This is a genomic window from Streptomyces sp. NPDC040432 (assembly GCF_055595445.1).
Genome location: NZ_JBVIVP010000018.1, coordinates 142,501 through 158,391, shown reverse-complemented (window position 1 = coordinate 158,391; position 15,891 = coordinate 142,501). Strand labels below are relative to the sequence as shown.

Annotated in this window: 14 protein-coding genes and 1 pseudogene; 10 read left to right on the top strand and 5 right to left on the bottom strand. The window is 74.0% G+C overall.

The window, feature by feature from the left end:
• Positions 1–279 (bottom strand): annotated as a pseudogene (locus tag ACZ58N_RS29415) (hypothetical protein); the annotation flags it as partial.
• A 30-nt stretch (positions 280–309) separates the two neighbouring features.
• Here ACZ58N_RS29415 and ACZ58N_RS29410 point away from each other — a divergent pair.
• Positions 310–1,197 carry a tetratricopeptide repeat protein gene (locus tag ACZ58N_RS29410; protein ID WP_471165821.1) on the top strand — a complete coding sequence of 296 codons (888 nt, stop codon included), beginning with the start codon at positions 310–312 and terminating at the stop codon, positions 1,195–1,197.
• Between the two features lie 86 nt (positions 1,198–1,283).
• Here ACZ58N_RS29410 and ACZ58N_RS29405 read toward each other — a convergent pair whose 3' ends face one another.
• The gene (locus ACZ58N_RS29405) at positions 1,284–2,555 is read right to left on the bottom strand and encodes a DUF1015 family protein (protein ID WP_471165792.1); all 1,272 of its coding nucleotides are present in this window, start codon (positions 2,553–2,555) and stop codon (positions 1,284–1,286) included.
• A 98-nt stretch (positions 2,556–2,653) separates the two neighbouring features.
• On the opposite strand from ACZ58N_RS29405, the gene ACZ58N_RS29400 reads away from it, so the two are divergent.
• The 4 genes from ACZ58N_RS29400 (at position 2,654) to ACZ58N_RS29385 (ending at position 6,856) form a co-directional block, all read left to right on the top strand.
• Complete coding sequence (locus ACZ58N_RS29400) at positions 2,654–3,718, top strand: HAD-IIA family hydrolase (protein WP_471165790.1); 1,065 nt, start codon at positions 2,654–2,656, stop codon at positions 3,716–3,718.
• 65 nt (positions 3,719–3,783) lie between these two features.
• Positions 3,784–4,836 carry a FecCD family ABC transporter permease gene (locus tag ACZ58N_RS29395; protein WP_471165787.1) on the top strand — a complete coding sequence of 351 codons (1,053 nt, stop codon included), beginning with the start codon at positions 3,784–3,786 and terminating at the stop codon, positions 4,834–4,836.
• Positions 4,833–5,918: a FecCD family ABC transporter permease gene (locus tag ACZ58N_RS29390; protein WP_471165784.1), complete on the top strand. Its 1,086-nt coding sequence runs from the start codon at positions 4,833–4,835 to the stop codon at positions 5,916–5,918. Before ACZ58N_RS29395 ends, ACZ58N_RS29390 begins: the two co-directional genes overlap by 4 nt.
• Before the next feature lie 125 nt (positions 5,919–6,043).
• On the top strand, positions 6,044–6,856 hold the full coding sequence (locus ACZ58N_RS29385; protein ID WP_471165781.1) for an ABC transporter ATP-binding protein: 813 nt from the start codon (positions 6,044–6,046) through the stop codon (positions 6,854–6,856).
• 65 nt (positions 6,857–6,921) lie between these two features.
• On the opposite strand, the gene ACZ58N_RS29380 is transcribed toward ACZ58N_RS29385, so the two are convergent.
• Positions 6,922–7,269, bottom strand: a complete 348-nt coding sequence (locus ACZ58N_RS29380) for an SCP2 sterol-binding domain-containing protein (RefSeq protein ID WP_471165779.1) — start codon at positions 7,267–7,269, stop codon at positions 6,922–6,924.
• A gap of 64 nt (positions 7,270–7,333) precedes the next feature.
• Between ACZ58N_RS29380 and ACZ58N_RS29375 the strand changes: the two genes are divergently transcribed.
• The 5 genes from ACZ58N_RS29375 (at position 7,334) to ACZ58N_RS29355 (ending at position 12,746) form a co-directional block, all read left to right on the top strand.
• Complete coding sequence (locus tag ACZ58N_RS29375) at positions 7,334–7,630, top strand: hypothetical protein (protein WP_471165776.1); 297 nt, start codon at positions 7,334–7,336, stop codon at positions 7,628–7,630.
• A 7-nt stretch (positions 7,631–7,637) separates the two neighbouring features.
• Entirely contained in the window at positions 7,638–8,453 is an 816-nt protein-coding gene (locus tag ACZ58N_RS29370) for a TlyA family RNA methyltransferase (RefSeq protein WP_471165774.1), read from the top strand.
• On the top strand, positions 8,450–9,409 hold the full coding sequence (locus ACZ58N_RS29365) for an NAD kinase (RefSeq protein ID WP_471165772.1): 960 nt from the start codon (positions 8,450–8,452) through the stop codon (positions 9,407–9,409). The genes ACZ58N_RS29370 and ACZ58N_RS29365 overlap by 4 nt, the downstream gene beginning before the upstream one ends.
• A 166-nt stretch (positions 9,410–9,575) precedes the next feature.
• Positions 9,576–11,294, top strand: a complete 1,719-nt coding sequence (gene recN / locus ACZ58N_RS29360) for a DNA repair protein RecN (RefSeq protein WP_471165818.1) — start codon at positions 9,576–9,578, stop codon at positions 11,292–11,294.
• Between the two features lie 324 nt (positions 11,295–11,618).
• A complete protein-coding gene (locus tag ACZ58N_RS29355) occupies positions 11,619–12,746 on the top strand; it encodes a glycosyltransferase family 4 protein (protein ID WP_471165769.1) in 1,128 nt (375 codons plus the stop codon).
• Between the two features lie 34 nt (positions 12,747–12,780).
• Here the strand turns inward: ACZ58N_RS29355 and ACZ58N_RS29350 are convergent, their stop codons facing one another.
• Together ACZ58N_RS29350 and ACZ58N_RS29345 are read right to left on the bottom strand one after the other, a co-directional pair.
• Positions 12,781–14,403: a PucR family transcriptional regulator gene (locus tag ACZ58N_RS29350; RefSeq protein ID WP_471165766.1), complete on the bottom strand. Its 1,623-nt coding sequence runs from the start codon at positions 14,401–14,403 to the stop codon at positions 12,781–12,783.
• A 22-nt stretch (positions 14,404–14,425) separates the two neighbouring features.
• The gene (locus tag ACZ58N_RS29345; protein ID WP_471165763.1) at positions 14,426–15,808 is read right to left on the bottom strand and encodes an FAD-binding protein; all 1,383 of its coding nucleotides are present in this window, start codon (positions 15,806–15,808) and stop codon (positions 14,426–14,428) included.
• Between the last annotated feature and the right edge of the window lie 83 nt (positions 15,809–15,891).

Sequence of the window (15,891 nt, the reverse complement as noted above, 5' to 3'; positions counted from 1 at the left end):
GACCGGGGTGGGGACCGTCCCTCGTACCCGCGTCGCGATGACGACCGTGGTGGTTTCCGTGGTGGTCGTGACGACCGCGGTGGCGACCGTCCGTCCTACCCGCGCCGCGACGACCGTGGTGGGGACCGTGGTGGGTTCCGTGGTGGCCGCGATGATCGCGGTGGTGACCGTGGTGGGTTCCGTGGTCGCGATGACCGCGGTGGCGACCGCGACTTCCGGGCCGACCGCGACCGGGACCCTGTCAAGCGGCTCCCGATCGACGAGGACATCACCGGCCACGAGATCGACGCGGATGTGCGTCAGGAACTCCTGAGCCTGCCCAAGGGCCTCGCCGAGGAAGTCTCGCGCAACCTGGTCATGGTGGCCCGGCTGATCGACGAGGACCCCGAGCAGTCGTACGCGTACGCCCGGATCGCCCTGCGTCTGGCCTCCCGCGTCGCCGCCGTCCGCGAGGCCGCCGGCTTCGCCGCGTACGCCACGCAGAAGTACAGCGAGGCGCTCGCCGAGTTCCGTGCCGCGAAGCGGATGACCGGGTCCGTCGAGCTGTGGCCCGTCATGGCCGACTGCGAGCGCGGCCTCGGCCGCCCGGAGCGGGCGCTGGCCATGGCCGGCGAGCCCGAGGTACAGAAGCTGGACAAGGCCGGCCAGGTCGAAATGCGTCTGGTCGCCGCCGGTGCCCGCCGTGACATGGGCGAGCTCGACGCCGCCATCGTCACCCTGCAGAGCCCGGAACTGGCCTCCAGCTCCGTGCAGCCGTGGACCGCGCGCCTGCGCTACGCCTACGCCGACGCCCTGCTGGCGGCCGGTCGTGAGGACGAGGCGCGCGAGTGGTTCGGCAAGACCCTCGAAGCGGACAAGGACGGGGCCACCGACGCCTCCGACCGGCTCGCCGAGATCGACGGCGTCGAGTTCGTGGACGCCGCGACCCTCGCGGACGAGGCGCACGAGGACTCGGACGCCGACTTCGATGACGAGGAAGAGGACGACGAGGACGACGAGGACGACGACCAGGACGAGGCCGAAGTCGCCGCCGCCGAGCGCGCGGGTGACCAGGCCGAGTACTACGACGAGGACGACGACGAGTACGAGCCCGTCGAGGACTCCGAGGTCGATGTCACCGACGAGATCGTGGACATCGAGGACGACGAGCGCGACGAGCGCGATGACCGGGACCGGGACGAGCGCGACAGCGTCTGAGTGGTCTGACTGACGTACGAAAGGGCGGTACCCCACCGGGGGTACCGCCCTTTCGTACGTTCAGGGCCGATCGGCGGCGGCGCCGATCAGTCGAGGCTGCGGAGCACCAGGCCCGTCGCCGGCTTCGGGCCGAAGGAAGTGGACTTGCGGGGCATGGTGACGCCCTGGCGGGCCAGGTCCCGCACCACGTCCTCCCGTACCGGGTGCAGCAGGACGGCGGTGCCGCCGTGGCGTTCGGCCATGGCGACGGTGGCCGGGGCGTCGTGGATGTACGTGATGTGCTCGGGGGCGTCCGGCACCTGCCACAGGGCGTCGAGCAGGGAGGCGTGCAGCACGGTCGCGTCGAGTCGGCGCCAGGCCTCGGGGCGGTCGCGGCGTACGGTGCGGGCGATCAGTTCCGGGTCGGGGTCGGTGACCAGGTGGAAGGTGCCGTCGCCGGTCAGGAGGAAGGCGTTGCCGCGTTCCGAGGCGTCCGCGAGGACTTCCAGGGCGAGTGGCAGAGGCCCGTCGACGGTGCGGACGCGGAAGTTCCCTTCGAGCGCGGCCAGTGCGTCGGCGAGGGGGAGGCGGCGCAGCATCCGGTGGATGGCGCGGACCTGGAGCGGGTAGCGGGCCGTGTCGACGAGGAGGACCAGGCCGAAGTCCCACGGGGTGGGGGAGCCGTGCTCCTCCTGGAGGCGCAGGTACGTCGCCCAACGGTGGTGGCCGTCGGCGATCAGGGCCTGGCGGTGGCCGAGGTCGGCGGCGACGGCGGCCAGTTCGGCCGGATCGGTGACCGCCCACAGGCGGTGCAGGAAGCCGTCCTCGGTGACGGTCGACAGGAGGGGTGTGCGGGTGGCGGCGGCCTCCACGACGGCCGCCGCTCCGGTACCCGGTCCGTCGCCGCGGTAGGTGAGCAGCAGCGGTTCGAGGTTCGCCGAGGTCGCGCGCATCAGGCCGGCGCGGTCGGTGACGACGTCCGGCATGACGTCCTCGTGCGGCAGGACGATGCCGGCGTCCGCCGTCGACAGGGCCAGGGCGCCGACGACGCCGCGTTGCAGGAGGGAGCCCTTGCGCTGCTCGTAGACGTAGAGCGCGGCGTCGGGATCGGCGCTGAGGACGCCCTCGGCCAGCCAGTGGCGGAGGGTGCGGGCGGCCTGCTCGTTGCGGGCGGCCGGGGTCTCGGCCTGCGGGAGGATCAGCCGGACGATGTTGTGCGGGTCGGCGGATTCGAGGTAGTCGACTCCGTCGGGTCGTACGACCACGTCGTACGGCGGCGAGGTGACGGCGGCCAGGCTGCCGACGCGTTCCGGGACGTAACGCAGTCCGTGGAAGGGGATCAGGCGCAGCCCGTGCTCCGCGTTGCCAGGTGTGGTCATTGGTGCATGGTAAGACCCGTCTCGCGATGCGGGATGATCGGGGGAGCAATGGGGTAGCGCAATATCGGACAAGTTCGATCATGTGAGGAGCGGACCGGATGACCCGGCAGAGCAGGACCAGTCCCGCGGGCAGTGAGCGGAGTCTGCACCAGGCGTACGACACGGCCCTGCTGGACCTCGACGGGGTGGTGTACGCGGGCGGGCGGGCCATCGCGCACGCGGTGGACTCCCTCGCGGTGGCCCGGGCGGAGGGGATGCACCTCGCGTACGTCACGAACAACGCGCTGCGGACTCCGGAGGCCGTCGCGGAGCACCTCGGCGAGCTCGGGATCCCGACGGACGCCGCCGAGGTGATCACCTCCGCGCAGGCGGTGGCCCGGCTGATCGCCGACCAGGTGGAGCCCGGTTCGAAGGTGCTGGTGATCGGCGGCGAGGGGCTGCGGGTCGCGTTGCGCGAGCGCGGGCTGGTGCCGGTGGACTCGGCCGAGGAGGAGGGGCTCGCGGCGGTCGTCCAGGGCTACGGCGGGCCGGACCTGGCGTGGGGCCGGTTCGCCGAGGCCTCGTACGCGATCAACCGGGGGGTGCCCTGGTACGCGTCGAACACGGACCTGACGATCCCGGGGGCGCGCGGGATCGCGCCGGGGAACGGTGCGGCCGTGGAGGTCGTACGCATCGCCACGGGCGCGGAGCCGCAGGTGGCGGGGAAGCCGCTGCCCCCGATGCACCGGGAGACGGTGCTGCGGACCGGGGCGAAGCGGCCGCTGGTGGTCGGGGACCGGTTGGACACCGACATCGAGGGCGCGCACAACGGGGAGGTCGACTCGCTGCTGGTGCTGACCGGGGTGACGGACGCGGAGCAGTTGCTGCGGGCCGAGCCGAAGCACCGTCCGACCTACGTGGACCGGGACCTGCGGGGGCTGTTGACGGGGCAGCCGGAGCCGAGTGAGCGGGACGGCGTGTGGCGGTGCGGCGGGTGGAGCGCCGTGGACATGGGCACCCACCTGGACGTCTCGCAGGTCCTGGACATCGGCGGGACTCCGGCGGAGGCGGACGGGGATCCGCTCGACGGGCTGCGGGCGCTGTGCGCGGTCGCCTGGTCGGCGGCCGGGGACGGGTCCTACGCGCACGACGTGGCGAAGGCGTTGGCGAAGCTGGGGCTCTGAGCCGGCCGGTCACCTGGGCCGTTCGGATGAACGTATTGTCGGCTGGCTAGGTTAGCCTAACCTTCGTGTTGGTCGACAGTCCCCCCGAATCCGAACGGAGCACCGCGCCGGTGCCCGCCGCCCGCCCGCGCCACGCGGCGCGCGCCGCGGGTCTGCTCGTCGCGGTCGCCGTCCTGGCCCTGGTCATGGTGGCGAGCATCGCCGTCGGGGCCAAGCCGATGTCCCTCGACGACGTCTGGCACGGCCTGTTCTCGTACGCGGGAACCCCGAACGACGTGGTGGTGCGGGACCTTCGGGTCCCGCGCACCGTCCTCGGGGCGCTCGTCGGGCTGGGCCTCGGCCTGTCCGGTGCGGTGATGCAGGCCCTGACCCGCAACCCGCTGGCCGAGCCCGGCATCCTCGGCGTGAACGCGGGCGCCGCGGCGGCCGTCGTGTCGGCCATCAGCTTCTTCGGCGCCGCCTCGCTGACCGAGTTCGTGTGGTGGGCCTTCCTGGGCGCGGGCGTCGTTTCGGTCGTCGTCTACGTGCTCGGCGGCAGCCGCAGCGCGACGCCGGTGCGCCTCGCGCTCGCCGGTACGGCGGCCAGCGCGGCGCTCGTCGGCTACATCAACGCGGTCCAGCTGATGGATTCCAAGGCGCTGGACAAACTGCGCTTCTGGACGGTCGGTTCCCTGTCCTCCGCGACCATGGACACCGTCCGGCAGGTGGCGCCCTTCCTGCTGGTGGGCGCGGCCCTCGCGCTGCTGCTGGGGCGCCCGCTCAACGCCATGGCCATGGGCGACGACACCGCGCGGGCCCTGGGCACCCACCTGACGCGGACCCGGATCGCCGCCATGGTCGCCATCACCCTGCTGTGCGGGGCGGCGACCGCCGCGTGCGGGCCGATCGTGTTCGTCGGGCTGATGATCCCGCACCTGGTGCGGGCCGTGACGGGGCCCGACATGCGCTGGGTGCTGGTGTACTCGGCCGTGCTGGCGCCGGTCCTGCTACTGGGAGCGGACGTCGTCGGCCGGGTCGTCACGCGGCCTGCCGAACTGCAGGTCGGCATCGTCACCGCGCTGATCGGCGGCCCGGTCTTCATCCACCTGGTTCGGCGCAAGAGGATGGCCCAGCTGTGACCGCGAACGCCACCGGGACCACCACCGCTGCCGGCGCCCCTGCGAAGCCGCGGCTGCGCGCGCTGCGCGGGCCCGGGCGGACCTCGCTGCGCGTGGAGCCCCGCGCGCTGGTCACCGGCGTGTTGTTGGCCGTTGCCACGCTGGTGCTCGCCGTCGTGCTCATCGGCACCGGCGACTTCGAGATCGCGCCCGCGGACGTCGTACGGACCCTGCTGGGCAACGGCAGTCCCGCCCACGCCTTCATCGTCAACGACCTGCGGCTGCCCCGGGTCCTCGTCGCCGTCCTGTGCGGCGCGGCCCTCGGGATGTCCGGCGCGGTCTTCCAGTCCGTCTCCCGCAACCCGCTGGGCTCGCCCGACCTGTTGGGCTTCGGGCACGGTGCGTCCGTGGGCGCGCTCGTCGTCATCGTCGTCTTCAAGGGCGGGGCCACCGAGGTGGCGCTGGGCGCACTGGCGGGTGGTCTGCTCGCGGGCGCCGCCGTCTACCTGCTCGCGTACAAGCAGGGGATCCAGGGGTACCGGCTGGTGCTCGTCGGCATCGGGTCCTCGGCGGTCCTCGTCGCGGTGATCCAGTACCTGATGACGAAGGCGCAGGTCGTCGAGGCCACCCGTGCGATGGTCTGGCTGACGGGTTCGCTGGCCGGCCGGGACTGGGCACAGGTGTGGCCGCTGCTGGCCACCTGCGCGGTGCTGTTCCCGCTGGTCCTCGGGCAGAGCCGGGCGCTGCGCGCGATCGAGATGGGCGACGACGCCGCGTACGCGCTGGGCGTGCGGGTGGAGCGGACCCGCATGGTGCTGATGCCGGCGGCGATCGTACTGACCACCGCGGCCGCCGCGGCCGCCGGGCCGATCAGCTTCGTCGCGCTGGCCGCGCCCCAGCTGGCGCGCCGGTTGAGCCGCTCGACCGGCTCGAACCTGCTGACCGGCGCGCTGATGGGCGCCGTGCTGCTGCTGGCCTCCGACCTGGCCTCGCAGCGGGCGTTCGGCGCGGACCAACTACCGGTGGGCGTGGTGACCGGGCTCGTCGGCGGTCTCTACCTGCTGTGGTTGCTCGTCATCGAGCGCAAGGCCGGTCGCATATGAGGACGCGGGCGGGCGGATCCGTACCCGCGCCCGGGACCGGGACCGGGACCGGTACCGGAACAGGCAAGGAATCAGGGAACGGGTCCGGCCACGGCAACGGGTCCGGCAACACGAGGAGTACGCAGGTGCAGCGGCTGACCGCGGAGAACGTCACGCTCGGGTACGACCAGCGGGTCATCGCGGAGAACCTGTCGGTGGAGATCCCCGACAACTCGTTCACGGTGATCGTGGGCCCCAACGCCTGCGGGAAGTCGACGCTGCTGCGGGCCCTGTCGCGGATGCTGAAGCCGTCCGCCGGGCGGGTGCTGCTGGACGGGCAGGCCATCGCGTCGATGCCCGCGAAGAAGGTCGCCAGGACCCTGGGCCTGCTCCCGCAGTCCTCGATCGCCCCCGACGGCATCACCGTCGCCGACCTCGTCTCGCGCGGCCGGTACCCGCACCAGGGCCTGCTCCGCCAGTGGTCGCCGCAGGACGAGCTGATCGTCAACGAGTCGATGGCCGCCACCGGCGTCGCCGAGCTCGCCGACCGGGCCGTGGACGAACTGTCGGGCGGTCAGCGCCAGCGGGTGTGGATCGCGATGGCGCTCGCCCAGCAGACCCCGTTGCTGCTGCTCGACGAGCCGACGACCTACCTGGACATCCAGCACCAGCTCGACGTCCTCGACCTGTGCGCGGAACTCCACGAGGAACAGGGCCGGACCCTGGTCGCGGTGCTCCACGACCTCAACCACGCGGCCCGTTACGCGACCCACCTGATCGCGTTGCGCGGTGGCGTCGTCGTCGCCGAGGGTCCGCCGGCCGAGGTCGTCACCGCCGGCCTGGTCGAGGAGGTCTTCGGGGTCCGCTGCCAGATCATCGAGGACCCGCAGACGGGCACCCCGCTGGTGGTGCCGGCGGGCCGCTCGGCCCGTGCGCGGGCGGCCGTCGGAGCGCTCTGAGCGTTCCCGGTCCTCGCGCCGACGGGCCCGCGGGTTCCCCTCCTGCAGAGGAGCGACTTCACGTCCTACAGGAGGGACTTCAGGCGCAGCAGGTCGCGGAAGCCCGCCTCCAGCCGGACCCGGCCGGAGGCCCAGGCCTTGGGGAACTTCAGCTCGCCCGCGACCAGCGCGAGGAGGTCGTCCCCGGTCATCGCGAGCCTGATCTCGGCCTTCGCTCGGGGCGGTCCGGGCGCGACCGCGTCCACCCTGATCCGGCCGTCGTCCAGCCGGCCGGTGAAGGTCCGGTCGAGGTCGGTGATGTGGCAGCTCAGGGAGCGGTCCAGGGCGGCCGCGCCGCGCACGTCGCCCTCGGCCCGCGCCAGGTTGTCGGAAAGTCGGTCGAGTGCTTCGCGGCACTCCTCGATCGTAGCCATGGTGATCACGACCGTACCGCAGAGCCGTGCGCGGCCGTCGACCGCTTCGCGGTAGCGTCGAACCATGACCGACGAACGACCGGAGAGCGCCGGGGACCGGCCCGAGGAGCCCGGCACGGCGTCCGGCGAGGACCTCGCGACGGAGTCCGGGCAGCCGTCCGCGCCCGCCCCGCTGGGCGTCGTGCGCACCCCCACCGGCCACGCCGCCGTCGACGCCCACCTGGAGCGGCTGGCGGACGCGGACCGGCTGGCGGCGGACGGACACGTCGAGGTGTACGAGGATGTGCACAGGGGACTGCGCGAGGCGCTGACCGCGCTGGACGCACCGACCGTCCCCGGACCTTACGAAAACAGGAGCTGAACCGATCGTGGCAGGAGTGGCACGCCGCCGCCTGGACGCCGAACTGGTACGCCGCAGCATGGCCCGCTCGCGGGAACACGCGGCCCAGCTGATCGCCGCCGGCCGGGTGACGGTGGGCGGTACCACCGCGACCAAGCCGGCCACCCAGGTCGAGACCAGCGCGGCCCTCGTCGTGCTGAAGGACGACAGCGACCCCGACTACGTCTCCCGGGGCGGCCACAAGCTGGCCGGCGCCCTCGCGGCGTTCGGGCCGCAGGGCCTGCTGGTCGAGGGCCGGCGGGCGCTCGACGCGGGAGCCTCGACCGGCGGCTTCACCGACGTGCTGCTGCGCGCGGGCGTCGACCACGTCGTCGCCGTCGACGTCGGCTACGGGCAGCTCGCCTGGTCCCTGCAGAGCGACGACCGGGTCACGGTGAAGGACCGCACCAACGTCCGCGAGCTGACCGTCGAGCTGATCGACGGGATCCCCGTGGACCTCGTGGTCGGAGACCTGTCCTTCATCTCGATCGGACTGGTGCTGCCCGCGCTCGTCGGGTGCACGGCACCCGGCGCGGACCTGGTGCTCATGGTGAAGCCGCAGTTCGAGGTGGGCAAGGACCGCCTCGGCAGCGGTGGCGTGGTGCGCAGCCCCGAGCTGCGCGCGGAAGCGGTGCGCGACGTCGCGGCCCAGGCCTGGAAGCTGGGGCTGGGCGTGGTCGGGGTGACGGCGAGCCCGCTGCCCGGGCCGTCGGGGAACGTCGAGTACTTTTTGTGGCTGCGGGCGGGGGCACCGGCACTCGACCCGGGGGATGTGGACCGTGCAGTGGCGGAGGGGCCTCAGTGACAGATTCGTCGGCGTCAGCAGGTACGGGATTTCCGACGGCTCCGGGGGAACCGGATCCGGCGGCCGAGCGCACCGTCTTCCTGGTCGCGCACACCGGGCGGCCCGCGGCCATCCGCAGTGCGGAACTGGTCGTGCAGGGCCTGCTCAAGTCGGGACTCGGGGTCCGCGTCCTGGAGCACGAGGCGGCCGACCTGCCGCTGCCCCCCGAGGTGGAACTCGTGGCGGAGTGCACGCCCACGGTGCTGGAGGGGTGTGAGCTGCTGATCGTGCTGGGCGGCGACGGGACCCTGTTGCGCGGGGCGGAGTTCGCGCGCGGTTCGGGCGTTCCGATGCTCGGCGTCAACCTGGGTCGGGTGGGGTTCCTCGCCGAGGCCGAACGCGACGACCTGGACCGGGTCGTCGACCGGGTCGTCACCCGGGAGTACGAGGTCGAGGAGCGGATGACCCTCGACGTCCTCGTACGGACGAACGGCGACGTCGTCCACCGGGACTGGGCGCTGAACGAGGCCGCCGTACAGAAGGTGTCCCCGGAGCGGATGCTGGAGGTGGTCCTGGAGATCGACGGGCGCCCTGTGACCGGATTCGGCTGTGACGGGATCGTCTGCGCGACGCCGACCGGCTCGACGGCGTACGCCTTCTCGGCCGGCGGACCGGTGGTCTGGCCGGAGGTCGAGGCCCTGCTGATGGTGCCGATCAGCGCGCACGCGCTGTTCGCGAAGCCGCTGGTGACCTCGCCGGACTCGGTGCTGGCGGTCGAGGTGCAGACGGGCACCCCGCACGGCGTGCTGTGGTGCGACGGGCGGCGGATGCTGGAGCTGCCCGCCGGGGCCCGGGTGGAGGTCCGTCGGGGCACGGTGCCGGTACGGCTCGCCCGGCTGCACCACGCGTCCTTCACGGACCGGCTGGTCGCGAAGTTCGCGCTGCCGGTCTCGGGATGGCGCGGAGCGCCCCACTAGGTGCGACCCGTCGGGCGGCGGCGACCCGTCGGGCGGTGTCGGCCCGACGGGACCGTGACAGCCCGTCCCATAAGTCGGTATTGGTGCATGCGTTCGAAAGACCTCGGGCGGGTGCTGTCCCATGGCACCGGTGAAACCTCGGTATCGTCGTCCCGTGCTTGAGGAGATGCGGATACGGTCGCTCGGGGTCATCGACGACGCGGTGGTCGAGCTGTCGCCCGGATTCACCGCGGTGACCGGCGAGACCGGCGCGGGCAAGACGATGGTCGTCACCAGCCTCGGCCTGCTGCTCGGTGGCCGCGCCGACCCGGCCCTGGTGCGGATCGGGGCCAAGGCGGCGGTGGTCGAGGGCCGCATCGTCCTGCGCCCGGACTCGCCCGCCGCCCTGCGTGCCGAGGAGGCCGGGGCGGAGCTCGACGACGGCGTCCTGCTGATCAGCCGGACGGTGTCCGCCGAGGGGCGCTCCCGCGCCCACGTCGGCGGCCGCTCCGTGCCCGTCGGCCTGCTCGGCGAGCTCGCCGACGAACTGATCGCCGTCCACGGCCAGACCGACCAGCAGGGCCTCCTGCGGCCCGCCCGACAGCGCCAGGCACTCGACCGGTACGCCGGGGACGCGGTCGCCGTCCCCCTGGAGAAGTACGCCGGCGCCCACCGCAGGCTGCGCGCCGTAGCCGTGGAGCTGGACACCCTCACCACCCGGGCCCGGGAACGGGCCCAGGAGGCGGACCTGCTGCGCTTCGGGCTCGACGAGGTCGCCGCCGTGGAACCGCTGCCCGGTGAGGACGCCGAGCTCGCGGCGGAGGCCGAGCGGCTCGGTCACGCCGAATCCCTCGCGTCGGCCGCGCAGGTCGCCCACGCCGCCCTCGCGGGCAACCCCGAGGACCCGGAGGGCGTCGACGCGAACACGCTCGTCGCCGGCGCGCACCGGGCCCTGGAATCCGTACGCTCCCACGACCCGGTCCTCGGCGCGCTCGCCGAGCGGATCGGGGAACTCGGCATCCTGTTGACCGACGTGGCCGGCGAACTCGCCGGGTACGCCGACGACCTCGACGCCGACCCGCTGCGGCTCGCCGCGGTGGAGGAGCGCCGGGCGGCGCTGACCCAGCTGACCCGCAAGTACGGCGACTCCATCGACTCCGTGCTCGAATGGGCCCAGCAGGGCTCCGCCCGCCTGCTGGAGTTGGACGGGGACGACGAGCGGATCGCGGAGTTGACCGCCGAACGCGACGCGCTGCGAGACGAACTGTCCCTGCTGGCGCAGGCGTTGACGGACGCGCGGGGTGAGGCGGCCGAACGGTTCGCCTCCGCCGTGACCGCGGAACTGGCCTCACTGGCCATGCCGCACGCCCGCGTGACCATCGACATCCGGCAGACCGAGGACGCCGAGGGCGTCGAGGTCGGCGGTCGTCCGGTCGCGTACGGGCCCTCGGGCGCCGACGAGGTCGAACTGCTGCTGGCCCCGCACCCGGGCGCCCAGCCGCGGCCGATCGCCAAGGGCGCCTCCGGCGGTGAGCTGTCGCGGGTCATGCTGGCGGTCGAGGTCGTGTTCGCCGGTTCCGACCCGGTCCCCACCTACCTCTTCGACGAGGTCGACGCGGGCGTCGGAGGCAAGGCGGCCGTCGAGGTCGGGCGGCGGCTCGCGAAGCTGGCCAAGTCCGCCCAGGTCGTCGTCGTCACCCACCTTCCGCAGGTCGCGGCCTTCGCCGACCGGCAACTGCTGGTGGAGAAGACCGTCGACGGATCCGTGACCCGCTCGGGCGTCACCGTGCTGGAGGGCGAGGACCGGATCCGCGAACTGTCCCGGATGCTGGCCGGGCAGGAGGATTCGCAGACCGCGCGGGCCCACGCCGAGGAACTCCTCGACGCGGCGCGCGCCGACGCCTGACGGGACCGGAGGGGCCCGGGACGGACACCGCCCCGGGCCCCTCCGGTACGTACGGGCCGAGCCGGAGCGCATCGAGGGCGGGTCCTGCGGCGCAGCGAGGACGGGGCGCCGGAGGGGCCGCGAGCGGGTCGCCGCGCTGCGGGGGACGCTTCCGGAACCCCGTCCGCGGGGCTTCGGGGTGACGCGGACATAGCCCGTGTGGGTGAGGCCGGTGGACGTCGAACGGTATCTCGTACGGGATCCGCACCCGTATGGTCCCGGAACGCGCGTGCGGACTGGCATCCTGGGCGACGTCTCTGACTCCTCCCCCTGGAGCTTCGGCCCGTGAGCAGCTCCCCGGTTTCCTTCCCCGCCCCCGCACAGCCGTACGGGCGGCCACCGCTGCGTACCGTCCAGGTCCTGGGCGGTGCGGGCGCGGGCAGCAGCGCCCACGTACGGTCCCTGACGACCGGTCTGGCCGCGCGCGGGGTGCGCGTGACGGTCTGCGCCCCCGTCGCCGCGGAAGGGGAGTACGACTTCACCGGCGCCGGCGCGGAGTTCACGCCCGACGCCGCGAGCGCCCTGCGCGCCGCCTGCGCCGGCGCGGACCTCGTCCACGCGCACGGGGTCCGCGCCGGGATGCGGGCCGCGCTGGCCCTGCGCGGCGGCGGCCGGCGGGTGCCGCTGGTCGTGACCTGGCACGGGGGCACCCCCGAGGCGCCCGGCCCGTTCGGCCGCCTCGGTCGGCTCCTGGAGCGGCACGTGGCGCGGACCGCGGCCGTGGTGCTGGGGGCCTCCTCCGACCAGGTGGACCTCGCCCGACTGCGCGGCGCGCGCGACGCCCGGCTCGCCGCCGTGGCCGCACCCGTGACCGCCGCCGACGGCCCCGAGCCGGTGGCCGACGCGGACAAGACCCGGGCGGAACTGGGCGTCGTGGAACGGCCGCTGGTCATCGCGATCGGCAGCCTGGTGGCCCGCCGCGGGTACCCCGTCCTGCTGGACGCGGCCCGCGCCTGGCGGGACCTGGACCCGGTACCGCTGCTCGTCATCGCGGGGGAGGGGCCGCTGCGGGCCGAGCTGTCCCGGCGCATCGAGGAGGAGGGACTCCCCGTCCGGCTGCTGGGTCGCCGCCGCGACGCCGACCGGCTGCTGGCCGCCGCCGACGTCGCGGTGCTGCCGAGCCGCTGGGAAGGACGCTCGCTGCTGGCCCAGGAGGCCCTGCGGGCCGGGGTGGCACTGGTGGCCACCGAGGTCGGCGGAGTGCCCGAGCTGGTCGGGAACGCGGCCCTGCTGGTCCCGTACGGGGATCCGGCCGCGCTCGCCGGTGCCGTGGCGGCGCTGCTGGGCGACCCCGGGCGGCGCGCCGACCTCGCGGAGGCGGGACGCGCCCAGGCGGCGACATGGCCGTCCGAGGACGAGACGGTCGCTCAGGTCCTGTCGGTGTACGACGAGCTGATGGAACGCCGGCGCTGAGCCCGACGGCGCCCACGGGCCGGCCCCCGCCGCCTCAGGAGGCCATCACGTGCCGGCGGGCGCGCAGGGCCAGGCTGAGGGAGAGCACCGTCTCCGGGTCGTCCAGGTCGGCGCCCAGCAGCTCCGAGATCCGCGCCAGGCGGTTGTACAGGGTCTGGCGGTTCAGGTGCAGCTCCCTGGCCGTCTCCGCCTTGCGGCCCGCGTGCGCCAGGTACGTCTCCAGGGTGGGCAGCAGCGGAGGCCGGGAAGCGGCGTCGTGGACGCGCAGCGCCCCGATCGCCCGGTCCACGAACGCCGCCAGGTCGGGGTGCTCGCGCAGCCGCCACAGCAGCAGGTCGATGTCCAGGCGGCGGGCGTCGTACCACGGCCGAGGCGGCAAGCCGTGGGCCGCGGTGGCCGTCTCGGCGGCGTGCCGCAGCCCCGCCGAGGCGGCCGCCCAGCTGCCGGAGACGCCGACGACCACCACCGGGGGCGCCCCGGCCCGGTCCAGGCCGGCCCGCTCGACACCCGCCCGCAGCGCCGCCGCGACCCGGTCGGCCACCGCGGTGCGCTCCGACTCCGCGCGCAGCGACACCAGCAGCGGCACCCGCCCCTCCACCGGACGGACGCCCAGCAGTACCGGGGCCCCGACCGACGCCAACTCCTCCAGGACCGCCCGGGCCAGCACGGCCCCGTTGCCCGAGGCCCCCAGGTCGGTGGACAGCCGCATCACCATCGGCAGCAGCGGTCCCGCGCCCGGCCGGAAGCCCAGCACGCGGGCCTGCGCCGGCGCGTCCTCCGCCGAGATGCGGCCCTCCGCCAGGTCCGTCAGGAAGTCACCGCGCCCGCGCGCCGCCAACTCCTCCTCCTGCCGGGCCTGCATGAGGACCACGGCCAGCACCCCGGCCGTCCGCTCCGCCCCCATCCGGTGCACCGGCAGCAGCGGCGCCGACACCCCGGCCAGTACCAGCCGGGCCCGGACCGAGCCCGTGCCGTGACCGCCCCCGGGAACGTCGATGACCACCGCGTTCCCCGAGGGCTCGACCTCCCGCTGGCCGCGCAGCCCCTCCCACACCTGGAGCGGGTCCGCCGCGGCGTCCCCGACGACCGGGCCGGCCGCGTACAGCAGCTGCCCGTCGGGGGTCTCCAGGAAGACCGGGTTCGCCGTGAAGTCGGCCAGGACCCGCAGCACCTGCGGGATCCCACCACCGCCCAGCAGGGCCTCCGTGCAGCGCCGGTGGACCTCCTCGGCCCGCTGGAGCAGCGCGTAGTGGCCGTTGACGATCTCGGTGTGGACCTCCTCGGTGACCGCGACGAACGGCACCTCCCGGTGCAGCTGCACCAGCGGCAGGCCCGCCGCGCGGGCCGTCTCCACGAGGGTCGCGGGCAGCCGGGAGAAGCGCGGGCCCAGCTCGACGACCAGCGCGGCGATGCCCCGGTCCGCGAGGCGGCGCACGAAGGCCCGCTGCTCGGCCGGCCGGGTGCCCAGGCCCAACCCCGTGGTCAGCAACAGCTCGCCGCCCTTGAGCAGGGACGCGATGTTGGGGACCTCGCCCGCGTGTACCCAGCGGACGGTCCGGCCGAGCCGGTCGGCGCAGGCCACCACCTCCGGAAGGCCGCTCCGCAGCCCCGGCAGCTCCAGCGCCCGCTGAACCGTGATCCCGCCCTGATCGTCCATGTCGCCGGACGCTATCAGGGGGTCACGCGGGAGGAATGTTGTGGTTGAACCGGAAGACGTTGTCCGGGTCGTACTCCCGCTTCACGGCCCCCAGCCTGCGCATGTTTTCCGCGCCGAGCCCGGCCACGATCCGCTCCGCGCCCTCGTGCGCGATGAAGTTGAGGTAGACCGCGCCGGTGGACCAGGGCGCCGCGTCGGCCCGTACGTCCTTCACCCACCGGCGGCACGACTCGTCGTCCGCCGGGTCCTCCCAGATCGCGAACGGGTGCACCGCCCACGCCGCGTCCCGGTACGGCACCGGGTAGTCGGCCGGGCCGTCGGCGATGGCGCCGCCCTGCGGCCATAGCAGGTGCTGGGTGCCCGTCGGGACCGGCATGGTGCCCGCCCGCGCGCAGAACACGTCCACGAACGGGTCCGGGACGCCCGTCAGGTACTCCGCCGACCAGTAGTTCCGCATGCCCGGCGGATCGTCGATCATGCACTGGAGGTCGGCGTACGGGATGGCCGTCACGATCTCCGCCTCGTGCGGCAACGCCAGCAGCGGCTCGGCCAACCTGCGCATCTCGTCCTCGGGACCGGCGTACGTCAGCAGGACGGCCGCCAACAGCCGACCCACCAGGTGCGCCGGTACGAAATCGTCCGGCGGGCCGGTCAGGTACAGGGCCGCCCCGCTCGCCTCGCGCGGGCCCGCCTCGACGACGGCCCGGAACGTGCGCACCACCTCGGGCCCGTGCTCGGGCAGGTACAGCACGAAGGCGATCGACATGGCGGGCAGCTCGTGCAGCCGCAGGGTCATCGACGTGGCGATCCCGAAGTTCCCGCCACCGCCGTGCAGCGCCCAGAAGAGCTCCGGACGGTCCTCGGCGGTCGCGGTGACCGTCTCGCCGTCCGCGGTCACCAGGTCCACGCCCAGCAGGTTGTCGACGGCCAGCCCGAACTTCCGGTCCAGCCAGCCCGAACCGCCGCCCAGCACGAAACCGCCGACCCCGGTGGTCGAGGCCCGGCCGCCCGTCGTCGCCAGGCCGTGCGGTTGGCAGGCCCGGTCCAGCCCGCTCATGGTCGCCCCGCCGCCCACCCGCACGGCCCTGGCGCCCGGATGCACCGTCACCTCGTTCATCCGGCGCAGGTCCACCACGAGCGCGCCGTCGCCCAAGGACATTCCCGCCACGCTGTGCCCGCCGCCGCGGACCGCGATCGGCAGGTCGAGTTCGCGGCCGAACCGGACGGCCGTGACGACGTCCGCCTCGCTCTCGCACTGGGCGATCACGGCCGGACGCCGGTCGATCATCGCGTTGAAGATCGCCCTGGCCTCGTCGTAACCGTCGTCCTCCGGCGCGAGGACGGGGCCCGAGAGGTCCTCGCGGAGCGCGGCCAGTGCCGCGGTCGCCTTCGATGGGGAAGCCATGACCGGCCCCCTTCGGGAAAGGACAAGGGACCACTCCAGGCTAGGCGCGCCCCCGAACCCCGGCATCCCGGCGACGCCCCCAC

What these genes read in the sequence shown, in the direction of transcription:
- ACZ58N_RS29405 (WP_471165792.1), bottom strand. Translation starts at nt 2,555, where the DNA reads ATGACCACACCTGGCAACGCGGAGCACGGGCTGCGCCTGATCCCCTTC.
- ACZ58N_RS29400 (WP_471165790.1), top strand. Translation starts at nt 2,654, where the DNA reads ATGACCCGGCAGAGCAGGACCAGTCCCGCGGGCAGTGAGCGGAGTCTG.
- ACZ58N_RS29380 (WP_471165779.1), bottom strand. Translation starts at nt 7,269, where the DNA reads ATGGCTACGATCGAGGAGTGCCGCGAAGCACTCGACCGACTTTCCGAC.
- ACZ58N_RS29375 (WP_471165776.1), top strand. Translation starts at nt 7,334, where the DNA reads ATGACCGACGAACGACCGGAGAGCGCCGGGGACCGGCCCGAGGAGCCC.
- recN (WP_471165818.1), top strand. Translation starts at nt 9,576, where the DNA reads ATGCGGATACGGTCGCTCGGGGTCATCGACGACGCGGTGGTCGAGCTG.
- ACZ58N_RS29350 (WP_471165766.1), bottom strand. Translation starts at nt 14,403, where the DNA reads ATGGACGATCAGGGCGGGATCACGGTTCAGCGGGCGCTGGAGCTGCCG.
- ACZ58N_RS29345 (WP_471165763.1), bottom strand. Translation starts at nt 15,808, where the DNA reads ATGGCTTCCCCATCGAAGGCGACCGCGGCACTGGCCGCGCTCCGCGAG.